The organism is Flavobacterium silvaticum, from assembly GCF_012911565.1.
In the GTDB taxonomy this organism is placed as follows: domain Bacteria; phylum Bacteroidota; class Bacteroidia; order Flavobacteriales; family Flavobacteriaceae; genus Flavobacterium; species Flavobacterium silvaticum.
Window position 1 is genome coordinate 27,259 of the sequence record NZ_JAAMPU010000098.1, and the last position, 20,546, is coordinate 47,804.

Consider the following 20,546-nt stretch of genomic DNA (forward strand, 5'->3'; position numbering starts at 1 on the left):
AACCTATGAAAAAACTTTTACTCTTTGTTTTATTGATTGTTGCCGTGCCTGCCTTCGCTGTTCCGGTGGCTTATCCTGTACCCAATTTGCATAGTTGCAGCGGGGTTTTTGATTTGACTGTTCAGACACCTGTCACTTTGGGCAATCAAAATCCGAACGAGTTCGCAGCCCACTATTACATGACTGAGATTGATGCCAATTCAGATGTCAATCCTATAAACAACCCGGAATCTTATACGGCACTCGAAAGCGGCCAGATGATTTTTATCCGGGTATTCAACATCTTCAACGGTCAATTCGACACCACCTCTTTCGCTCTTTTTACGAATGCAGTCGATGTCCCGGAATTTCCCGATGTAACCTATTGCGGATCATATGCATTGCCACCGCTTGAAATCGGGCATTACTACACGCAACCCGGCGGAGAGGGCGATTTGTTTCCTTCCGGCTGGGTAATAACGACTACGCGAATCATTTATATTTATTCAGGCGAAGGCGATTGCGCTTCCGAAACGTCTTTTCACATTACCATAAATCCGTTGCCGGTCATCCAGACACCGATTAACTTGTATGCCTGTGCCGAAACGACATTCAATCTGGCAAATCTTGCAGAACAGATTGTGGCATATAACGATGCAGCTGTAGAAGTTCATTTCTATCATACCATGGCAGATGCCACAGCAAACGTGAACGCAATCGAAAACCTGCAATATGCCGGAACGAACAATGAAAATGTGTTTGTCAAAGTGACTGATATAGGATCGAACTGCTATAAAATCGAAGATTTCCATTTACACGTCCAGAATTGTTCCGAAGCGACTATTTCCGGTATTGTGCGTTTCGATGCCAACGGAAATGGCTGTAATGACGAAGATCCTGTTTTGGCAGGCGTTACCGTGGTTGCCATCCATAACAACGATACGTTTTATGCCTATACGAACGAATCTGGTGAATACCAGTTTTCAGGATTGCCGACCGGTGAATACCACGTGTTCCTGTTGGCGAACGGTCAGCCGTTCAATGTGGTGACACCGGAAATCTATACATTCAACGTGACCGGCGACAGTGCGGGAACGGGTAATTTTTGTGTCACGTTCAACGAATACCATGACCTTGGGATAGAATTTTACTCGTCTTTGGCTCCCGTTATCGGAAATAATCGCGGCTACATTCTCAAAATCCACAACCACGGCACCGTTCCTGCATCTGGAACTGTCAATGTAACGTTTGATTCAGATGCGTTTTCAGTCGTAAACAACGCAGGCGGAACCGTAAATGGAAACACAATCGACTTTGCCGTAAACGCATTGGCACCGGGACAAACCATTACGCTTGAAATTGTACTTCATGTGGGTGAACCACCTGTTGCGGAGGCCGGAGACGAGGTTTCGTTTATAGCCCATCTGGAATATGAGTTGGATGAAAACCTGGATAACAATCACGTGGTTTTGGTACAAACCTTAGTCAGTTCACTTGACCCGAATGATATTGCGGTTCATGAAGGCGCTTTGATTACTTATGAGCAGGCCCAGGGTTATCTGCATTACACGGTCCGGTTCCAGAACACGGGAACTGCCGTCGCTGATACTATTCGTATCGAAAACCAATTGAGCCCTTTGTTGAATGCGGCTACGTTCCGTCCGGTCGCATCAAGCCATCCGTTTTTTGTGCAACGCGTAGATGGAAATGTGACGTTTCGTTTCAACAACATCAACTTGCCTGCGGAACAGGATAACGAAGAAGCCAGCCACGGATTCATCACCTATGAAGTAAAACCGATGGAAGGATTGACCGTAGATCAACTCATAGAAAACAACGCCAATATTTATTTTGACTTCAATGAAGCAGTCGTGACCAATACGGTCGGTACAGAGATCATCAATCTTGGAACTCCGGAAAATACTTCGGATGCCGTAGTAATGTATCCGAATCCGGCCAAAGAAAAACTGTTCCTCGTCGGAATACAAAATAAGGCTACGTTAACCGTGGCCGATTTGAGCGGAAAGATGCTTTTCGTACGTGAAGTAAACGCTGCGGAAGGAACTTCAGGAATCGATGTTTCAAACCTTTCTACCGGAATGTATGTGATTAAGATAGTTTCTGACGGAAAAACGTTCAACAAGAAACTGATAGTCCAATAAACAAAGTGGTGCGGCCCTGATGCGAGCGGCCAGCCCTTTTGAGAAAAAGACCTGCTTTTGCCCGTGCGTTACGGCGACCAAAGGAAGCCGGATAAGCCGGTCGCAAATGCGGATTTTTGAGAAAGGCTACTAGCGGGTCAGCAGGAATTTGCCGCCAAAAAAATAAATACTATGAAGACCGTCCATCAAAAGTGGGCGGTCTTTTTTTTAACAGAATGAGCAACGGCGCGGCCTCAAAAAAAATCTTCACCGGAACCAAAAAATAGTTGATATTTAATATAATAAATGAGAGCCGTTTTGTGTTATCGCGATAATAACGGAAATCGTTTATAACCAACAACCTAACCTCTCAAAACACCATGAAAACCGGAAAACTCCTGGGTGTAATCTGTGCGCTTGTGATGCTGCACGGCTGTTCTAAAAAATCAGATGCTGATTTTAATTCCAATCCTGAACTTTTCAAAGAATTCATCTCCGGTTTTACCGCCGGACCTGTGCCTGCAAAGTCGGATTTTCGCGTCCAGTTGGCTTTTTCCAAAAAGGAATGGAAGCCAGATGATGAGTTGCCGTCTTCCTTGTTCGATATTTCGCCTTCGGTGAGCGGAAAGGTGAAGGTTTTAAGTGCGAATACCGTGGCGTTCATCCCAGATAAAAAACTCGATCAGGATACGCCGTACCAGGTGAAATTCAACTTGTCGCAAATCATCGAAGTCCCAAAGGATTTGCGGGAATTCCGGTTTACGGTACGAACCATCAGACAGGATATCGCGGTTTCGGTCCTCGATCTGCAATCATACTCAAGCGAATACCAGTACCTCAATGCGCGACTTCGCAGTGCGGACCAACTGGATGCTGAAACGGCCAAAAAACTCGTCAGTGCTCAATTCGAAGGTCAGCCGCTTAAAATCAAATATGACAAACAACACAGTTCGCCAACCGATTTTAGGTTTATCGTCGATAGCATCAAACGCGGTTCTGCCGACGGAAAACTGGAATTGTCGTGGGATGGTGATGAAGCCGATATCGATCGCACAGGAAAACTCGAATTCCCGATTGCGGCGGTCGATAATTTCAAAGTCCTTCGAATTTCTGCGGGTGACGATACGAACCAGATGATCCGTATAAACTTCTCTGATAGATTGGACAAAGACCAGGATTTTAGCGGATTGGTGTCGATATCCAATGCTTCGAACCTGCGTTTTATGACAGAAGGAAACGTGTTGAAAGTATTTTTTGACAACGGATCGGCGGCTGTGGCAACTGCCGTGACCGAAGCCGCTATTGATACAGCGGTAGTCTATGCTGAAAGTGTGACGACCGATTCCAATGATCCGGAAAGTACCAAACTGGTCGAAGTTTTTCAGGGAATCAAGAACAGCGACGGGAAAAAGATGGAGAAAGTCTATACCCAGAAAATCACGTTCGAGCAGATAAAGCCGGGTGTAAGATTCCTTAAAAGTGGCTCGATTCTGCCTTCATCAGCCAACCTCAAACTCAATTTCGAAGCTGCGAACCTGAATGCCGTAGATGTAAAAATCTATAAGATCTACAAGAACAACATCATGCAGTTCCTCCAGGACAATGAGCTCAACGGAAGCCGGAACATGCGTCAGGTTTCCCAGCCGATTGCCGTAAAGAAAATCGTCCTCAAGCAGAATTCGTTGCTCGATTATTCCAAATGGAATACGTACGCTTTGGATTTGTCAAAGCTGATTACACCGGACGCGGGAGCGATTTACCGTGTTGAGTTCGGCATGAAGCGCGCGTATTCGCTTTACAAATGCGAAGGAAGTTCTCCTGAATTCGAAAATGAAGATGAATCTGAGGAAGAATTCAATGAAGACGACGTAAACTACAGCGGCTACGGATACGACGGCTATTACTACGACGACGATTACGATTGGTATGAAGAAGAAGATCCGTGTTCGAATTATTTCTATCACAACAAGATTGCGACTAACGTACTGGCTTCAGATATTGGCATCATCGCCAAACGCGGCCTCGACAAATCATACTTCATTGCCGTAAACGACATCCTCACGACAGATCCGATCCAGGGCGCGACGGTCAAATTGTACAATTACCAGCAGCAGGAAATCGCTTCGGGAATGACAAATCCGCTTGGGACTATTTCGTTCAAGTCGAATAAATACGCCTATTTCGCCATTGTCACCAAAGGCAAGCAAAGCAGCTATCTCAAGCTTGACGATGAAAAATCCTTGTCGATGAGCAATTTCGATGTGTCCGGCGAAACACTCGAAAAAGGCCTCAAAGGTTTTATCTACGGAGAGCGTGGCGTGTGGCGTCCGGGTGATACGATGTTCCTGTCGTTTATCCTGAACGATAATGCAAACAAGCTTCCGGCGGCACATCCTATTAAATTCAGATTGACCGATCCGCGCGGAAAAGTGGTCTATGAAACCGTAAAACCTACGAATGCGCTCAATCATTATGTATTTGAGGTCAGCACCGAAGCATCGGCCCAAACCGGAAGCTGGGAAGCCATGGTATCTGTCGGAGGCGCACATTTCTACAAGAACATCAAGGTGGAAACCATCAAGCCGAATCGTCTCAAAATCAAGAATTCGTTCAATGGGAACTTCCTTTCTGCCACTCGTGAAAATTTCAATACCATTACGGCAACCTGGCTTCACGGTGCGATCGCCAAGGATTTGAAGGTTGAAGTCCAGATGAAACTGAGTTCGCAAGCGACAGCTTTTAAAGGATACGACGGCTATAATTTTGACGATGCGACACGTAATTTTTCAACCGAAGAAATAAATCTGTTTTCCGGAAAAGTCAATGGGAACGGACAGGCGACTTATCCGATTCTGCCAAACCTTTCGACCCAATCTCCGGGAATGCTCAAAGCCGCTTTCATCACAAAAGTATATGAAACCGGTGGCGACGTAAGTACCGACGTGAGTGCTGCCGATTACTCGCCTTACGTCACTTACATAGGTTTGAAAGTGGCAGGAACGAACCGATACGGTATGCTCGAAACCGAAAAACCGAACAAATTCAGCATTGTCAGCGTCGATGAAAACGGAAAGCCAAAAGGAAATACGGCCGTTGATGTCAAAGTCTATCGATTGGAATCGAGATGGTGGTGGGATGCCTCGTCCGATAATTTGTCGCGATACAGCTCTTCGACTTCAATCACACCGTACAAGCAATTTCAGACGACAACCAATGCTTCAGGTAATGCTGCAGTTTCTTTGACCGTTCCTCAGGCGGAATGGGGTCGGTTCCTGATTCGGGTGTCTGATGCGAAAGGCGGCCATGCGACATCGGAAACTGTGTTCATCGACTGGCCGTCATGGTCAGGAAAAACACGTAACGCCGATGGGGAATCGGCCAATATGCTGATGTTTACCACAGATAAGAAAAAGTACGCGACAGGTGAAAAAGCCAAGATATTTTTCCCGTCGAGTGCAGGCGGACGCGCATTGATTTCGGTTGAAAACGGAACCAAAGTACTTAAAACCTTCTGGGCGAAATCACAAGCTGGAGAAACCCAGATGGAAATTCCGGTGACGCCTGAGATGGCACCGAACGTCTACATCAATATTACGTTGCTTCAACCGCACGCTAATACCAAAAACGATTCGCCGATCCGGATGTATGGTGTCGTTCCGATAGAAGTGGTCGATAAAAATACCATCCTTGAACCGACTGCGGTTTTACCATCGGAACTCAAACCTGACCGGAATTTCGATATAAAAGTGGCCGAGAAAAACGGTAAACCAATGACGTATACCATTGCTATTGTCGACGAAGGCTTGCTCGACCTGACACGTTTCAAAACCCCGAATGCGTGGGATGCGTTTTATGTTCGTGAGGCTTTGGGTGTAAGAAGCTGGGATTTGTATGACGATGTGATTGGCGCTTATGGCGGAAAAATCAACCAGGTGTTTGCCATTGGTGGAGATGCGGCACTTGGTGGCGGAAAAGCGAAGAAAGCCAATCGATTCAAACCTGTCGTGAAATTCATCGGGCCGTTTGAGCTTGGAGCCGGGCAGAACCGCACGCATAAAATCAAGATGCCGAATTACGTTGGTTCCGTGCGTGCTATGGTGGTTGCCGCCAATGCAAAATCCGGGGCTTACGGAAGTTTTGAAAAAGCGGTTCCGGTGAAAAGCCCGTTGATGGTGCTGGCATCGTTGCCTAGAAAAATCACACCCTCGGAAAAAGTCGTGTTGCCGGTTACGGTGTTCGCGATGAAGAATTCGGTTAAAAATGTATCGGTGGAGGTTAAGACCAGCCCGAATATCAAAGTCGTCGGTCCATCGAAACAATCGCTTTCGTTCTCGAACCCGGATGAAAAAATGGCGTATTTCAGCCTCGGAGTTGCCAAAGCCACGGGAATTGGCAAAATAACCGTTACGGCGACCTCAGGCTCTGAAAAATCGACGTATGATGTGGAAATCGATGTGATGAACCCGAATCCGGTGACGCAGACATTCCAGGATTTTATCCTCGGCCCGAATGCTTCAAAGACTATGGATTGGCAGCCATTCGGTGAAAACGGGACTTCAAAGGCGACGCTCGAAGTTTCCTCTTTCCCAACTATAGATCTGAATCGCCGACTCAATTATCTGATCCAATATCCGCATGGTTGCGTGGAACAGACGACATCTTCGGTATTTCCGCAATTGTACCTGGCCGATGTGATGGATATTGAAGCATCTCGTCAAAAGGCCATGCAGGGTTATATCACTGCCGCAATCCAGCGTCTCGGTGGCTTTCAACAACCGAATGGCGGATTGTCTTATTGGCCGGGCGGAACTTATGCAGATGATTGGGGAACGACTTATGCCGGACATTTTATGATTGAAGCGGAACGAAAAGGATATGTACTGCCGATTGGTTTCAAACAGAAATGGATCAATTATCAAAAGAAAACTTCAGGTGCGTGGCGTTATGTGCGTGAATTCGGGACAGATCAGGCTCAGGCGTATCGATTGTATACACTGGCGCTTGCAGGTTCGCCGGATTTGCCTTCGATGAACCGTCTGCGTGAAACCCCGGGAATTTCGAATGAAGGCAAAATGAGGCTTGCAGCGGCTTATGCATTGGTCAAACAGACAGATGCTGCCAAGTCACTTTTGGCGAAATCGGCTCTTGAATCGTATGAAACCCACTATTTCTATTATGGTTCACCAGAACGGAACAGGGCGATGGAACTGGAAACGCTGATGCTTTTGGGCCAGCAGAAACAGGCATTCCAGACTGCTGCGAAATTGGCGAAGGAACTGTCATCCAGCCGTTGGATGAGCACGCAAACCACCGCTTACGGATTGTATGCCATGTCTAAGTTCGCTTTGGCAAACGGCCGGGACGGAATTCAGGTTGATTTGAGTCAGGGCGGAAAAGTAATGTCTGTTTCGACCAAAAAATCACTGGCTTCGCGGAACCTGTCGGTTACATCTGGCAAGAATGGCATCAGCCTTAAAAACAAAAAAGGGAATAGTGTTTATGTGCGGATTTTGAACAGCGGTATTTTGCCTGTCGGAAAAGAACTGGCGGAACAACGAAACATTAGCGTGTCCACAATTTTCAAAGACAGCAAAGGCCAAACGATCAATGTGTCCAAAATTGCACAAGGGACTGAATTTACCGCTGAGGTTTACGTGACCAATTCAAGTAAGGAATTTTTGAGCAATATGGCCTTGACGCAGATTCTGCCTTCCGGATTCGAGATTGTCAACACACGTTACACAGATTATGGCGCAACGACGGAAAATAACGTCGATTATATTGACATTCGCGATGACAGGGCGAATTATTATTTCTGGATCAAACCTGGTGAAACGAGAAAGTTCAGCATGAGATTGAATGCGTCGTATCCTGGGATTTATTATATGCCGGGCGTGCAGTGTGAGGCGATGTATGATACTAATTACCTGGCTCGGAATAAGGGGCAGTGGGTTGAAGTGGAGCGTTGATTGAATTGTCGGATAACATTTTTGAAGCTGATTTTTTCGTTAGGATCGATATAAGGCGATTTTAACAAAATAGGCAGAAAAAGTGTACTTAGGTTTAAACTTTTTGGATGAGGTTTGTAATACATAACAAGTTTTCAAAACTTGTTATGTATTACGGCTCAAAAAAAGCCGAAAAATCATCATACTAAACCGCCATTCAAAAAAATCCAAGCCATGAAACGAGAACCCTTCCTCCCAGACAATTATTACCACCTCAAAAATTCCGGCAACAACTTCGAACCACTATTTTACGAAGACGAGAATTACATTTATTTTCTAAGCCTTCTCAAAAAACACATCCATCAAATTGCCACATTACAATCGTTCCGGTTATATAAAAACAGTTTCGAGATTATAGTAAAGATCAAGAAGACCAATGTGATTCCCGATAAATACAAAGACCGAATGCATCAACCGTTTGCCAATTTTTTCATTGCCTATACCAAGAGCATCAACAAAAGATATTGTCGCAGCGGCAGTTTATTCAGGGAACATTTCAAAAGGCAACGACTTGATTTTGGTCAAATGAAAAGAATGAAGGCAGAAATGGAATCGAAAATCATGACATCGTCAAGTAGTAAGACTTCGATTGTTTGGACAAATCCTGAAAGAAGGGTGAAAAATATAATTCCGGATCATCCTGGATTGCGGAAATCCAGATTCCATGGCTTATTCAGGATAGCTGTTTGTTCAGTCATCACGATTTGTATGCTGAGTTCATTCAGGTCAGTCAAGGTATCATCTAAAAGTTTCAAAATCAAGGATACGATTCCACAATTTCTGTATTCAGTATTTCCTAAACTGAAAGAAACTGCCGGAAAAGACTCGCTTTTTTTTGCCTACGAACCTTTTTATGATGAAGAAGATGGCCAATACCTGGTCGCTGGCGATTTTATGAAACACGGTCAATTCAATGCCATTTCCGCATCGGCGAAAGACAGTCTTATGGTGTTTTATGAGTATCAAAATGCCAGTTGGAATATTATTGGAACAGAAAAGCTATGTGGTTTTGATCAGATGGAATTCGAAGACCTAACCGGTGACGGACAAAAGGAAATTCTCGCTGTGTCTGGTCCAAATATGAATGGCAACAGGTCATACACTATTTATCTCAAGTCAGCCATTTCTGGAAATGTGCATGAAGCCGGTGGTTTTTTTGGAAGATATGAAGTCTTTTCTGCAACTAAACTCAAGTATATCTACGAAGGAAGCTGGTATGCCGATTATATACAGACGCTTTACGAATGGAGAGAGGAACACTTAATTCCCGTGCGTAGTGTTTCTGTCGGATTGAAAAATGCCGATGGGCGACACAGTGGCCAATGGATAAAATTTGAGCGTAATCCGGCTTTAGGAACAAATACTTTGGTAGAAGTTTTCAAAGAAACCTATCGCGAAAACAGCCAAAAACACAATTACATCGTAAACCACATCTTTGACGACAATTTTCATTTCAGGTGAAAAAAATCTCTTCATTTTTTGGGAAAATAATAAAACATATCAGGAGACATCCGATTAAATCAACCGTATTCCTGATCGCGTTGATTGCCTATTATTTATGTCTGCCTGAGACACTTTTCGACGAACCTTATTCCACCGTAATCGAAAGCCGTGAAGGGGAATTGCTTGGGGCTAAAATAGCTTCTGACGGTCAATGGCGTTTTCCGGCAGCCGACAGCATTTCCGCTAAATATGCCCAATGTGTCGTGATGTATGAAGATGAGAATTTCAGGCGACATCCGGGTTTCAACCCAATCTCAATGTACAAGGCATTTGTCCAGAACAGGAAAGCAGGCAAAGTCATTCGAGGCGGAAGCACCATAACACAGCAGGTAATCCGCCTGTCCCGAAAAAATAAACAACGGACGTATTTCGAAAAATTGATTGAAATAATTCTCGCTACACGTCTTGAACTGCGTATGTCCAAAGATGAAATCCTTCAAACGTATGCTGCCCATGCGCCTTTTGGCGGAAATGTCGTGGGGCTTGAAATGGCTTCGTGGCGGTATTTCGGAGTTCCTTCACATCAATTATCGTGGGCCCAAAATGCAACCTTGGCCGTTTTACCGAATGCTCCGGGGTTGATTTTTCCGGGTCGGAACCAAGAACCGTTAAAAAGAAAGCGCGATGCGCTATTGAAAAAACTGTTTCAAAAAGGGTGTATCGACAAAATGAGCTACGAACTCGCATTGGTTGAACCGTTGCCGCAAAAGCCGTTCAATCTTCCTCAAACTGCTCCACACTTGCTTTCCCGCGTGTCAAAAGAGCATGATGGAAAGCGGATTCAGACGACTGTTGATTTAGCACTCCAGGAACGGTTGAACCAGATTGCGAGAACCTATTACAACCAATTCCGCCAGAATGAAGTGTATAATTTATCCATTATGGTTATCGATGTCAAGACAAGGAATATTGTCGGATATGTTGGCAATTCCCCAACTGATAAGGACCACAAGAAAGATGTCGACATCATTACAGCGCCACGAAGTACCGGAAGTATTCTGAAACCGTTGTTGTTTGCTTCGATGCTTGACGAAGGTGAAATACTTCCGAATTCGCTTGTCGCCGATATTCCGGTACAAATTTCCGGTTTCATGCCGCAGAATTTCGATATGACTTACGACGGAGCTGTTCCTGCACAAAAGGCACTTTCCAGATCGTTGAATATTCCGGCGGTTCTGATGCTCCAGCAACACGGCGTCAATAAATTCTACGAGACCTTGCAGCATTTCAAATTGCGCGATATCAACAAGCATCCGGATCATTATGGTCTATCGCTGATTCTGGGTGGAGCTGAATCGAATTTGTGGGATTTGTGCCGAACGTACGCCAATCTTTCCTCAACACTCAGCTATTTCACTTGCAACGATGCCAAATATCGGAACCATGAATTTTCAGAATTGAATTATATCGATGGCTTAAAACCTGATTTTGGGAAGGATTCTTTTGAAAAACCAATCGTGGGGGCCGGTGCAATTTGGCTGACTTTTAACGCGATGAAAGAAGTCAACCGGCCGCAAGGAGACGAAGCCTGGAAATTCTATGATTCATCTGTAGAAATTGCCTGGAAAACCGGAACAAGCTTTGGGAACCGCGATGCCTGGGCGATTGGTGTAAATTCAAATTATGTCGTAGGGGTTTGGGTCGGAAATGCATCCGGAGAAGGAAGACCCGAACTTACAGGTGTCAATTGTGCCGCGCCGGTTTTATTCGATGCGTTCAATCTGCTGCCCAAAAAGAAATGGTTCGCTGCACCTCTCAATGATCTTGAACAAGTTGAGGTTTGTGCCGAAAGCGGATTTCTGGCGCTCGATGATTGTCCTAAAGTAAAACAATACGTTTCCATCAAGGGTAAAAACAGTAAGACGTGTCCGTATCATAAGTTGGTTCAGCTGGATTTATCGGGAAATTTTCGTGTCAATTCCAATTGTGAAGAGGTGTCGCAGATGATTTCCCAAAACTGGTTTGTACTTCCTCCGGTCATGGAATATTATTACAAAAGCAGCCATGTGGATTATCGGCCTTTGCCACCTTTGAGAAAGGATTGTTCCGGAACAGAAAAAGCGCGCATGGATTTTATCTATCCCAAAACACTGACGCCGAAAATTTACCTGACCAAAGATTTCAGGGGAAAAATACAGCCGCTTATTGTAAAGGTAGCACATTCAGATTCTAATGCGGTTTTGTTTTGGTACGTCGATGATGTGTTCAAAGGAAAGACACAGACGTTCCATGAGATGCAACTCGCCGTTTCTTCCGGAAAACATGTGATTACTGTTGTGGATGACAAAGGCAATGAAGTCCGGCGGAATCTGGAAATCATAAGGGAATAAAGCATCAATCTGAATTGGGTGCGGTCCAGATTCAAGCGGTCAGCCCTTGCCGGAAAAAAAACTGTGTTGCCGGCGGTTCGCAGCGGCCAACGGAAGTCTTGGAAAAACAGGATTTTTACAAAAGGCCAGGAGCGGGCAGTGGGAAGATGCAACTCAGATTTTCAAATGCGATGTGTTCCGTTTAGTAATTTTGGACGAGAACGATCTGAGTGTGAATTTTAACACCCGAGGCTTTAGCCGAACTGAGCGAAGCTAAAAAATACATAAAAAATGTACTTTGTAAACTTTGGAATTTTGTAGGGAAAACCCAATTATCCCCTACCCGGTATAAAATTAAGAGTCCAGTAAATACGACGCATACAGGAAAAATGCCGAAAATGTTAATTTTTTGTCGAGTCACTTCATAAAAAAACCGCCATACTCCCATTTTCAGGGCGATTGGCGGTTAATTTTTACTCTGCAACGACTTCTTCTCCCGTAGGATTGTAAAAGTGGTATTCGAGGAACGTGTAAGCGTCACGTGGTATGATTTTCACCCATTTACGATGCTCCAAAAACCATTTGGAACGCGGAGATGGAAAACCTTTACGGAGGTAAGCCGCCACAAAAGGGTGTGTGTTGAGCACGATATTTTTGTGGGTTTTTAAAATGCGTTCAAGATCACTTTCTATTTTGTCGATAATCAGGATTGGCGCTTCTATTTCGCCATTGCTGTTATTCGGGTCTTCTTCGCGTGTCTTGATGTTAACTTCCGGCCGTACGCGCTGTCTCGTGATTTGGACAAGCCCGAATTTGCTCGGCGGAAGTATTTTGTGTTTTGCCTTATCGTCGCTCATTTCCTGGCGAAGATGGTCGAAAAGAACCTTCCGGTTATCCGGATTGGTCATGTCTATGAAATCGATGACGATGATGCCACCCATGTCGCGCAGCCTTAACTGCCGCGCAATTTCAGCAGCCGCGATCATGTTTACCTCAAGTGCCGTTTCTTCCTGGTTAGATGCTTTGTTGGAACGGTTTCCGGAGTTGACGTCAATGACGTGCAAGGCTTCGGTGTGCTCGATGATCAGATAAGCGCCTCGTTGCATGGAAACGGTTTTCCCGAATGAGGTCTTGATCTGGCGCTCGATGTGGTATCGTTCAAAGATCGGATTGTCCTTGGCGTTATAGAACCGTACGATGTTTTGTTTGGCAGGGGCAATTTCTGACAAATATTCCTTGATCTGGTAGAACAAGTCTTCGTCATCAACGACTATCCCTGTAAAAGTGTCGTTAAATACGTCGCGAAGTATGGAGGAAGCCCGGTTGACTTCTCCTAAAACTTTGGACGGATGATGTGCCGTGGGAATCTTTTTGCACATGGAATTCCAACGCGCCATAAGGTTATGGAGGTCTTTTTCCAGTTCTGCAACGGTTTGATTCTCGGCAACGGTGCGCACAATTACCCCGAATCCTTTAGGTCGGAACGATTGCACGAGTTTTTTCAAACGGTCTTTTTCTTCTTTGGACTCGATTTTTTGCGATATCGATACACGGTCTGAGAATGGCACCAGGACTATGAACCTTCCGGCGAGCGATAACTCAGATGAGATACGCGGACCTTTAGTGGAAATAGGTTCTTTTACGACCTGGACAAGCAAGGATTGGTTAGATCCCAGAATGTCTGTTATGACACCATTCTTGTCGATTTCTTTTTCGAATTGAAAATTCTTGAGTGAAGAATCTTTTAGTTTACCTGCGCTTACAAGTTTTAAGAATTTCAGTTGGGAAGCTAAGTTGGGGCCGAGGTCGTGATAATGCAAGAAGGCATCTTTCTCGAACCCGACATTTACAAAGGCTGCATTGAGCCCGGCGACCGGTTTACGGATTTTCGCTATGAAAATATCGCCGACCTGGAAATCGCTTTTTTCTTCTTCCCTGTGTAATTCTATGAGTTTTCCATCTTTCAATAAGGCAAAATCTACGGCTTCAGAACTGGATCTGATGATTAATTCTTTATTCACACTGTAAATTTTTATCCGATACTGCAGAGATATGAGTCGTCAGATATGAGTCGTGAGAGATTCTCAATACTAAATACTCGGTACTCAATACTTTGGTACGGGATGGATTAAACAATAGTTAACAGGTAATTTGTTTACCCGGTGGATTCAACCAAGCCATTAAGGCCTTTTCTTTCGTTTGAATCCAATTTCAATGAACGTTTTTTACAAAAAAGAAAAAAGTAGTTAAAGAACTACTTTTTCTTCTTGTGACGGTTAGCTCTTGCACGTTTTTTACGCTTGTGCGTCGCTACCTTATGTCTTTTTCTTTTTTTACCACTTGGCATACATTGCGAAATTTAGTGATTAATTATTGGTTTATTTTGCTTCGTTGTTTGTCTTAACACCTTCAACGAAAATTTTTGCAGGTTTGAATGCCGGAATGTTGTGAGCAGGAATTTTGATTGTCGTATTTTTAGAAATGTTACGACCTGTCTTTTCAGCACGTGTCTTGATGATGAAACTTCCGAAACCTCTAAGGTATACGTTGTCTCCTGTTTCAAGAGATGTTTTTACTTCATCCATAAAAGATTCTACTGTAGCTTGAACATCTCCCTTTTCAAGTCCTAACTTCTCAGAAATTTTCGCTACGATATCTGCTTTCGTCATGTTAATTTGATTTAATAATTGTGTGATATTTTTTGAGGTGCAAATATAAGAATTAAAATACCATATATTCAACCATAATTAATTAAAATTTAAGAACATAAACCGTTACATTTGACGTCAGCCCCTTTAAATAATGGACTTTGCTAACCGTCTAATTCATTGGTATTTACAAAATAAACGCGAATTGCCTTGGCGTAAAACCAATGATCCGTACCGAATTTGGCTGTCAGAAGTAATGTTGCAGCAAACCCGCGTTGCACAGGCATTGCCGTACTATTTTTCGTTCACTTCAAACTTTCAATCGATTGAAGAGCTCGCTGCCGCAGATGAAGAAAAAATCCTCAAGTTATGGCAAGGCCTCGGTTATTATTCGCGTGCAAGGAATATGCACGGAACTGCAAAAGCGATTGTATCAGGATATAACGCAAAATTTCCGGATTCGTATGCGGGCCTTCTGCATTTAAAAGGAATCGGGCCTTATACCGCAGCCGCTGTGGCTTCTTTCAGTTACAACGAATGTGTTCCGGTTGTAGATGGAAACGTCTATCGGGTTTTGTCACGGTATTTTGGGGTTGAGACCGATATAGCTTCCTCATCGGCCCGAAAAGAATTCACCCAGCTCGCATCGGAACTGATCCCAAAAGACAAGCCGGCGCTATTCAATCAGGCCATAATGGAATTCGGAGCATTGCAATGTGTTCCGAAAAATCCGGATTGTACCAAATGTCCGCTCAATGACAGTTGTATCGCATTGCAAAAAAATAAGGTTTCGGCTCTTCCTGTAAAATCCAAAAAGCAAAAGATCACGGAACGGTTTTTTAATTATCTGGTCGTCAACGATAGTAATCATAAGACCATGCTGGTCAAACGCGAGGGCAAAGGAATCTGGCAGAACCTGTATGAATTTCCGCTTGTCGAGACACATAAAACCGCCGAACCGGAAGCCATATATGACGCTATCAAACTCCCGAATCCAATCCTTTCGATCCGGGAAACCAACAGGAAAGAAGTACTGCACAAATTATCGCATCAGCATTTGCATGTAAAATTCTGGGATGTAGAAGTTGAGGGAAATCTGGAAAATGGAATATCGGCGCAAGAAATCCACGACTTTCCCGTTCCTGTAGTGCTGGAAAAATTTATCGAAGAACGGTGGAAGTAAAAGTTTCATGCCAGATTTCTGACAGTCTGTTAATCTGATAATCGACCTTCTAAAATCACTATATTTGACCATCTAATCTAAACCATACAAAATGAGTGGGACATTGAATAAAGTAATGCTGATAGGCCATTTGGGCGATGAAGTGAAGATGCATTATTTTGACGGAGGCAACTGCATTGGCCGTTTTCCGTTGGCAACAAACGAAACGTATATCAATAAAACGACAAACGAGAAAATCACTTCCACCGAATGGCACAATCTGGTCGTTCGCAACAAAGCGGCTGAAATCTGCGAGAAGTATCTTTCAAAAGGAGACAAGATTTACGTGGAAGGCCGAATCAAGTCTCGCCAATGGCAGGCGGAAGACGGAAGTACCAAATTCACCACTGAAATCCAGGTAACCGAATTCACGTTCCTCACTGTGAAAAAAGACCTCGATGCGAACCGCCAGACGCCTCAACCGCCAAAGAATGCCTTTGAAAATGAGCTGCCTCAAAACGATTTGCCGTTTTAATTCCTGAATATGCAGCTGCGTTTTACAGAAATCCTCAAAAAGAGCGTCGGGTTTGGTTTTGCAACGGTTATAGCCTTGTCTGTTTCGGGTTGCGGTAATGGTGATGTGTTACCGAAACCATCGTCTTATTTGCGGCTCGATTATCCGGTAGCGCGATATGTTGATTTTGAAAGCGATTGCCCGTATGGTTTCTTCATGAATTCATCTGCTAAGATCGAAGTGAGTAAAAATTGTGGTTTTGCGATTCACTATCCCAAAATGAAAGCGACGGTTTATTTGTCCTATATGCCTGTGAATGGTAATATCGAAGCATTGTTAAACGATGCGCAGACGTTGACCTATAAGCACGTCATAAAGGCAGATAATATCACGGAACAACCGTATTTGAATCCGGATAAAAAGACGTACGGCATGTTTTATTCGGTCGGAGGAAATGCGGCTACGAATTCCCAGTTCTATCTAACCGACAGTACCAAGCATTTTGTTCGCGGCTCCTTGTATTTCTACGCAAAGCCCAATTTCGATTCCATAATGCCTGCCGCAGATTATATCAAAAATGATATGCAGACACTTATGGAAACCATCCACTGGAAATAAAAAAGGAATCTCGATTGAGATTCCTTTTTACTTATATTCCTTTGGAATTATGCTTTCTCCGCTTTTTTGGCGCAGCAGCTTTTTCCCTCTTTAGACTCGCTGCAGCCTTCTTTCCCCTTTTTAGTATTTTCGGGGGCTTTGGCTTTTTTATCTTTCTTCTTGTCTTTTTCTTTCTCCTTTTCCTTTTCGTGGGAATAGACCATCGCCTGATTTCCGGAAGCCTTCATGTCATGTACTTTGTAGGTCTTTCCATCGGCGGTCGATTCTACTGCAGCGGCCAGTTTTTCCGGAGTCTGTTTGTTGGCATCGAATTCAACTACAGCTTCTTTTTTCTCAAAGTCGATCGAAACTTTTGAAACACCGTCCATGGCGGCGAGTTTCTTTTCTAATGTTTTGGCACATCCTACAGCGCAAACCATTCCGTCAATTTTAAACGAAGCAGTTTCAGGCTTGGCAGCAGCCATAGTCATGGATTTCTTTTTTTCTGCCGGAGCACTTTCGGTTTGTTTGCATGCCATCATGGCGAAAGGCAAAGCAACAAGCGCGATAATTTTTTTAAGATTCATAACAAAGGGAGTTTCTTGGGTTATGCGTAAATACTTGGTGAACGGAAGGACTAAAATCTAGTCCACCCACAAAAATATGAAAATTGAATACCGTCAATCATAAAATTATTACAAATTTGAGCCAATTAATACAACGCAGATGCCTTCTAACCTGACCAAATGGTTTTTACTGATTCCGCTCGCCCTGATTTGGGGAAGTTCCTTTATCCTGATAAAACGCGGGCTCCTGGGCCTTTCTCCTTTTGAGCTTGGCGCGTTAAGGCTTACATGTGCGTCAACTTTTCTCATTGTGATCGGATGGCGCTCTCTTTTGACGATTCCAACCCAAAAATGGAAATATCTGGCGCTTACTGCGGCTTGCGGATCTTTTTTTCCTGCATTCCTGTTTGCTTTGGGGCAGACGCATATCAGCAGTACGGTTAGTGCAATCATGAATTCACTGACGCCTCTGAATGTATTGATAATCGGGATATGGGCGTATAAAATTGACTTCAAGCGCATCCAGGTTTTTGGAGTGCTTATCGGGATGATCGGCAGCTGTGTACTGATTCTTTGCGGATCCAAAGCGGTTACGGTGGAAGATTTCAGCTACGTACTGCTCGTCTATGTAGCGTGTATTTGTTATGCGGCCAATATCAATTTTATCAAAACCTATCTTTCAGACCTGAAGCCATTGGCGATCAGTGCAGGAAACGCGACCTTAATGTTGTTGCCTGCGTTGGCAATTTTATTCACTTGCGGATTCTTCCATAAACTCGATAATGATACCGTCCTGACTTCTGCAGGTTATATCATAATTCTTGGCATTGTTGGAACAGGAGTCGCCAATATTTTGTTTTTCCGCCTGATACAGATTTCGACACCGGTTTTTGCATCTGCCGTGACGTATCTGATTCCGATTGTCGCTTTTGGCTGGGGTGTGCTTGACGGGGAAGCGCTGAATGTGGTTCAATGTCTTGGTGCTCTCATTGTACTTTGCGGCGTATATCTGTCGAGCAAAAAATAAAAAAGGCCGCCCGTGAGAGCAGCCTTTTATTATAAGTGATATGCTGATTATTGGAAATCGGCATCGGTAACACCTTCGTTTACCTTAACCTCGCTTACAATGAATTCAAGGTCAACACCTACACTCATGGTCATTTTGTGTGGGAATTTGATTCCTTTGACATCTTTGTAATCAGAGAAATTCATGGTTTGTGTCATGGTCTGGCCGCCTTCTGAAACCGTTTTGGCTTCGGCTACTTTCAAACCTGATTTGGTGTCGTAGTACAAAGTGGTCTTTCCGTCTTTAATGACATAAGCATCGGCTCCGTTAACAGATTCGATTCCGTCTACTTTTACGCCCGCTTTGTTGGCAAGCGTCAATTCCGGGAAAGGCTGGGCGTTGTCTTTCAGTTCGGCAAGATCGTCTCCGGTAACGTCGGCACGTTGTCCTTGTTGTTCTTTATATCCGCCTTTTTCATTAAGCACTTGTTTCATCATCGTCATTCCCATAACATTCATCGTCATGGCGAATTTTCCTGCCGAAGATTTTTTCATGTTCAATACAAGTGGCGTTCCCTGTACGGTTCCGCTTGCTGTAGTTGAAGTGGTTTTAACAGCTTTAAGAGCCTTTTCTCCGCCTATTGCCTTGATGTAGCTTTCGAATACAGATTTGGCGGTCACGTTTGCAGGAACGGCTTTCTTGGCTACAGGCTTGTCAACCGGATTCGCGAATTTGTCGAAATAGAAAATCGGAATACCCAATTTTTCAAGTCCTGGCAATACTTCCGATCCTTTTCCTACAATTACGATACGCATATTGTCTGCAAGGAAATATTTGTTGGCGACACGTTGGATATCGGCTGGCGTAACGGCATTGATGCTCTTGATGTAGTTGGTGTAGAAATCTGCAGGAAGACCTTCTGTTTCGATGTTCAGGGCATAACGGGCGATAGTCTGAGGTTTTGCAACCTGCATCACGAAACGCCCTACATAACCTGCTTTTACGTTGTTCAGAGCTTCTGCAGAAACCGGTTCGGTACGGATTCTCTTGATTTCTTTAAGGAATTCAACCACCGCACTATCGGTAACGGCATTACGTACTTGTGAAGATGCTGTAAAATCGGTCACCCAACGGCTTCCTGAAATTCCGGAACGCGCACCATAAGTCCATCCGTGGGCTTCACGAAGGTTCATGTTGAGGTAGCTGTTGAAATCTCCACCCAAAACCTGGTTTGCGATAATGGTCGGGAAGAAGTCAGGATCTTTCATTTCGAGGTGTGTCGTGTTCAGCAAAGCGATTTCAGATTGAACCGCATTCGGCATATCGACAAAGTTGATCTGGGTAAACTGTACGTTCGTCGGGTCGGTGTATGTCACTTTTGGAGCAGTCGCTTTTTTCCATGTTCCGAAAAGTTTTTGGGCCTGTTTCTCGATGTCTTTGTATTTCACATCACCGATTACAACTAAGTAAGCATTTGCAGGAACAAAGTACGTGTTGTAGTTTGATTTTACATCGGCCAATGTTACGTTGTTGAGTGTTTGCTCAGTTACATATTCACCAGACGGACTGTTCTTTCCGTAAGCGAGTGCATTCTGGACGCGACCGGCAACTGCAGGGACACTTTTCTCTTGTGTCTTAAGGCTTTCGATCATTTTTTCTTTTTCCTTGTCGAACTCATCCTGTGTAAAGTTTGGGTTCAAGGCTCCGTCACTCATCAATTCCATGATGCGTGTTCCGTATTTGGAAAGTCCGCTGGCGTATGCTCCGTTTGCACTGAAGTTTATGTTGGCCCCAAGGAAGTCGATTTCTTCGTCAAAAGCGTCTTTAGCGATTTTCTGGCTACCTTTTCCAAGCATCGCGCTTAAAAGATCGGAAACTCCTTTTTTGTCGCCTTCGGCATATGGTGTATTGTCTATGGTAAGATTATAGGATACCCGTGGCAATTTGTGGTCTTCTACCACCATGACCTTCAGTCCGTTGCTCAGGGTAAAGGTTTGCGGCTTTTTGACATTGACAATCGGCGACGGTCCTTGTTTTGGCTGAGGCCTGTCTTGTGCATGCATGGCTAGGGTTAAAAAACCGGTTAATGCGATTATATATTTTTTCATTGTTG

The 20,546-nt window shown here is 44.2% G+C and carries 12 protein-coding genes; 8 read left to right on the forward strand and 4 right to left on the reverse strand.

All coding sequences use genetic code 11. The annotated features are described in order from the left end of the window. Positions 1-5: 5 nt before the first annotated feature. The 4 genes from G6047_RS03180 to pbpC all read left to right on the forward strand — a co-directional run bounded on the left by G6047_RS03180 (position 6) and on the right by pbpC (position 11,961). Positions 6-2,141, forward strand: a complete 2,136-nt coding sequence (locus G6047_RS03180) for a DUF7619 domain-containing protein (RefSeq protein WP_169526031.1) — start codon at positions 6-8, stop codon at positions 2,139-2,141. 359 nt (positions 2,142-2,500) lie between these two features. After that, on the forward strand, positions 2,501-8,089 hold the full coding sequence (locus G6047_RS03185) for an alpha-2-macroglobulin family protein (RefSeq protein WP_169526032.1): 5,589 nt from the start codon (positions 2,501-2,503) through the stop codon (positions 8,087-8,089). Between the two features lie 213 nt (positions 8,090-8,302). Continuing rightward, on the forward strand, positions 8,303-9,589 hold the full coding sequence (locus G6047_RS03190; protein ID WP_169526033.1) for a hypothetical protein: 1,287 nt from the start codon (positions 8,303-8,305) through the stop codon (positions 9,587-9,589). Further along, the gene (pbpC, locus tag G6047_RS03195) at positions 9,586-11,961 is read left to right on the forward strand and encodes a penicillin-binding protein 1C (protein WP_317168266.1); all 2,376 of its coding nucleotides are present in this window, start codon (positions 9,586-9,588) and stop codon (positions 11,959-11,961) included. Before G6047_RS03190 ends, pbpC begins: the two co-directional genes overlap by 4 nt. Before the next feature lie 452 nt (positions 11,962-12,413). On the opposite strand, the gene G6047_RS03200 is transcribed toward pbpC, so the two are convergent. Then, entirely contained in the window at positions 12,414-13,961 is a 1,548-nt protein-coding gene (locus G6047_RS03200) for an Rne/Rng family ribonuclease (protein WP_169526034.1), read from the reverse strand. A gap of 357 nt (positions 13,962-14,318) precedes the next feature. Continuing rightward, positions 14,319-14,636 (reverse strand): HU family DNA-binding protein, encoded by a 318-nt coding sequence (locus tag G6047_RS03205; protein WP_317168267.1) that lies wholly within the window; start codon positions 14,634-14,636, stop codon positions 14,319-14,321. 106 nt (positions 14,637-14,742) lie between these two features. Here G6047_RS03205 and mutY point away from each other — a divergent pair, with 106 nt between their 5' ends. From mutY to gldD, 3 genes are all read left to right on the forward strand, one after another. Next, a complete protein-coding gene (gene mutY / locus G6047_RS03210; RefSeq protein WP_169526036.1) occupies positions 14,743-15,771 on the forward strand; it encodes an A/G-specific adenine glycosylase in 1,029 nt (342 codons plus the stop codon). 91 nt (positions 15,772-15,862) lie between these two features. Next, positions 15,863-16,285 (forward strand): single-stranded DNA-binding protein, encoded by a 423-nt coding sequence (locus G6047_RS03215; protein WP_169526037.1) that lies wholly within the window; start codon positions 15,863-15,865, stop codon positions 16,283-16,285. A 9-nt stretch (positions 16,286-16,294) separates the two neighbouring features. Further along, positions 16,295-16,882, forward strand: coding sequence for a gliding motility lipoprotein GldD (gene gldD, locus G6047_RS03220; protein ID WP_211165367.1), 588 nt, complete (start codon positions 16,295-16,297; stop codon positions 16,880-16,882). 47 nt (positions 16,883-16,929) lie between these two features. Here the strand turns inward: gldD and G6047_RS03225 are convergent, their stop codons facing one another. Further along, complete coding sequence (locus G6047_RS03225) at positions 16,930-17,448, reverse strand: heavy-metal-associated domain-containing protein (protein ID WP_169526038.1); 519 nt, start codon at positions 17,446-17,448, stop codon at positions 16,930-16,932. 139 nt (positions 17,449-17,587) lie between these two features. Between G6047_RS03225 and G6047_RS03230 the strand changes: the two genes are divergently transcribed. Next, positions 17,588-18,454, forward strand: coding sequence for a DMT family transporter (locus G6047_RS03230; protein WP_169526039.1), 867 nt, complete (start codon positions 17,588-17,590; stop codon positions 18,452-18,454). A gap of 47 nt (positions 18,455-18,501) precedes the next feature. Here the strand turns inward: G6047_RS03230 and G6047_RS03235 are convergent, their stop codons facing one another. Continuing rightward, positions 18,502-20,541, reverse strand: a complete 2,040-nt coding sequence (locus tag G6047_RS03235) for an insulinase family protein (protein ID WP_235946485.1) — start codon at positions 20,539-20,541, stop codon at positions 18,502-18,504. Positions 20,542-20,546 lie beyond the last annotated feature (5 nt).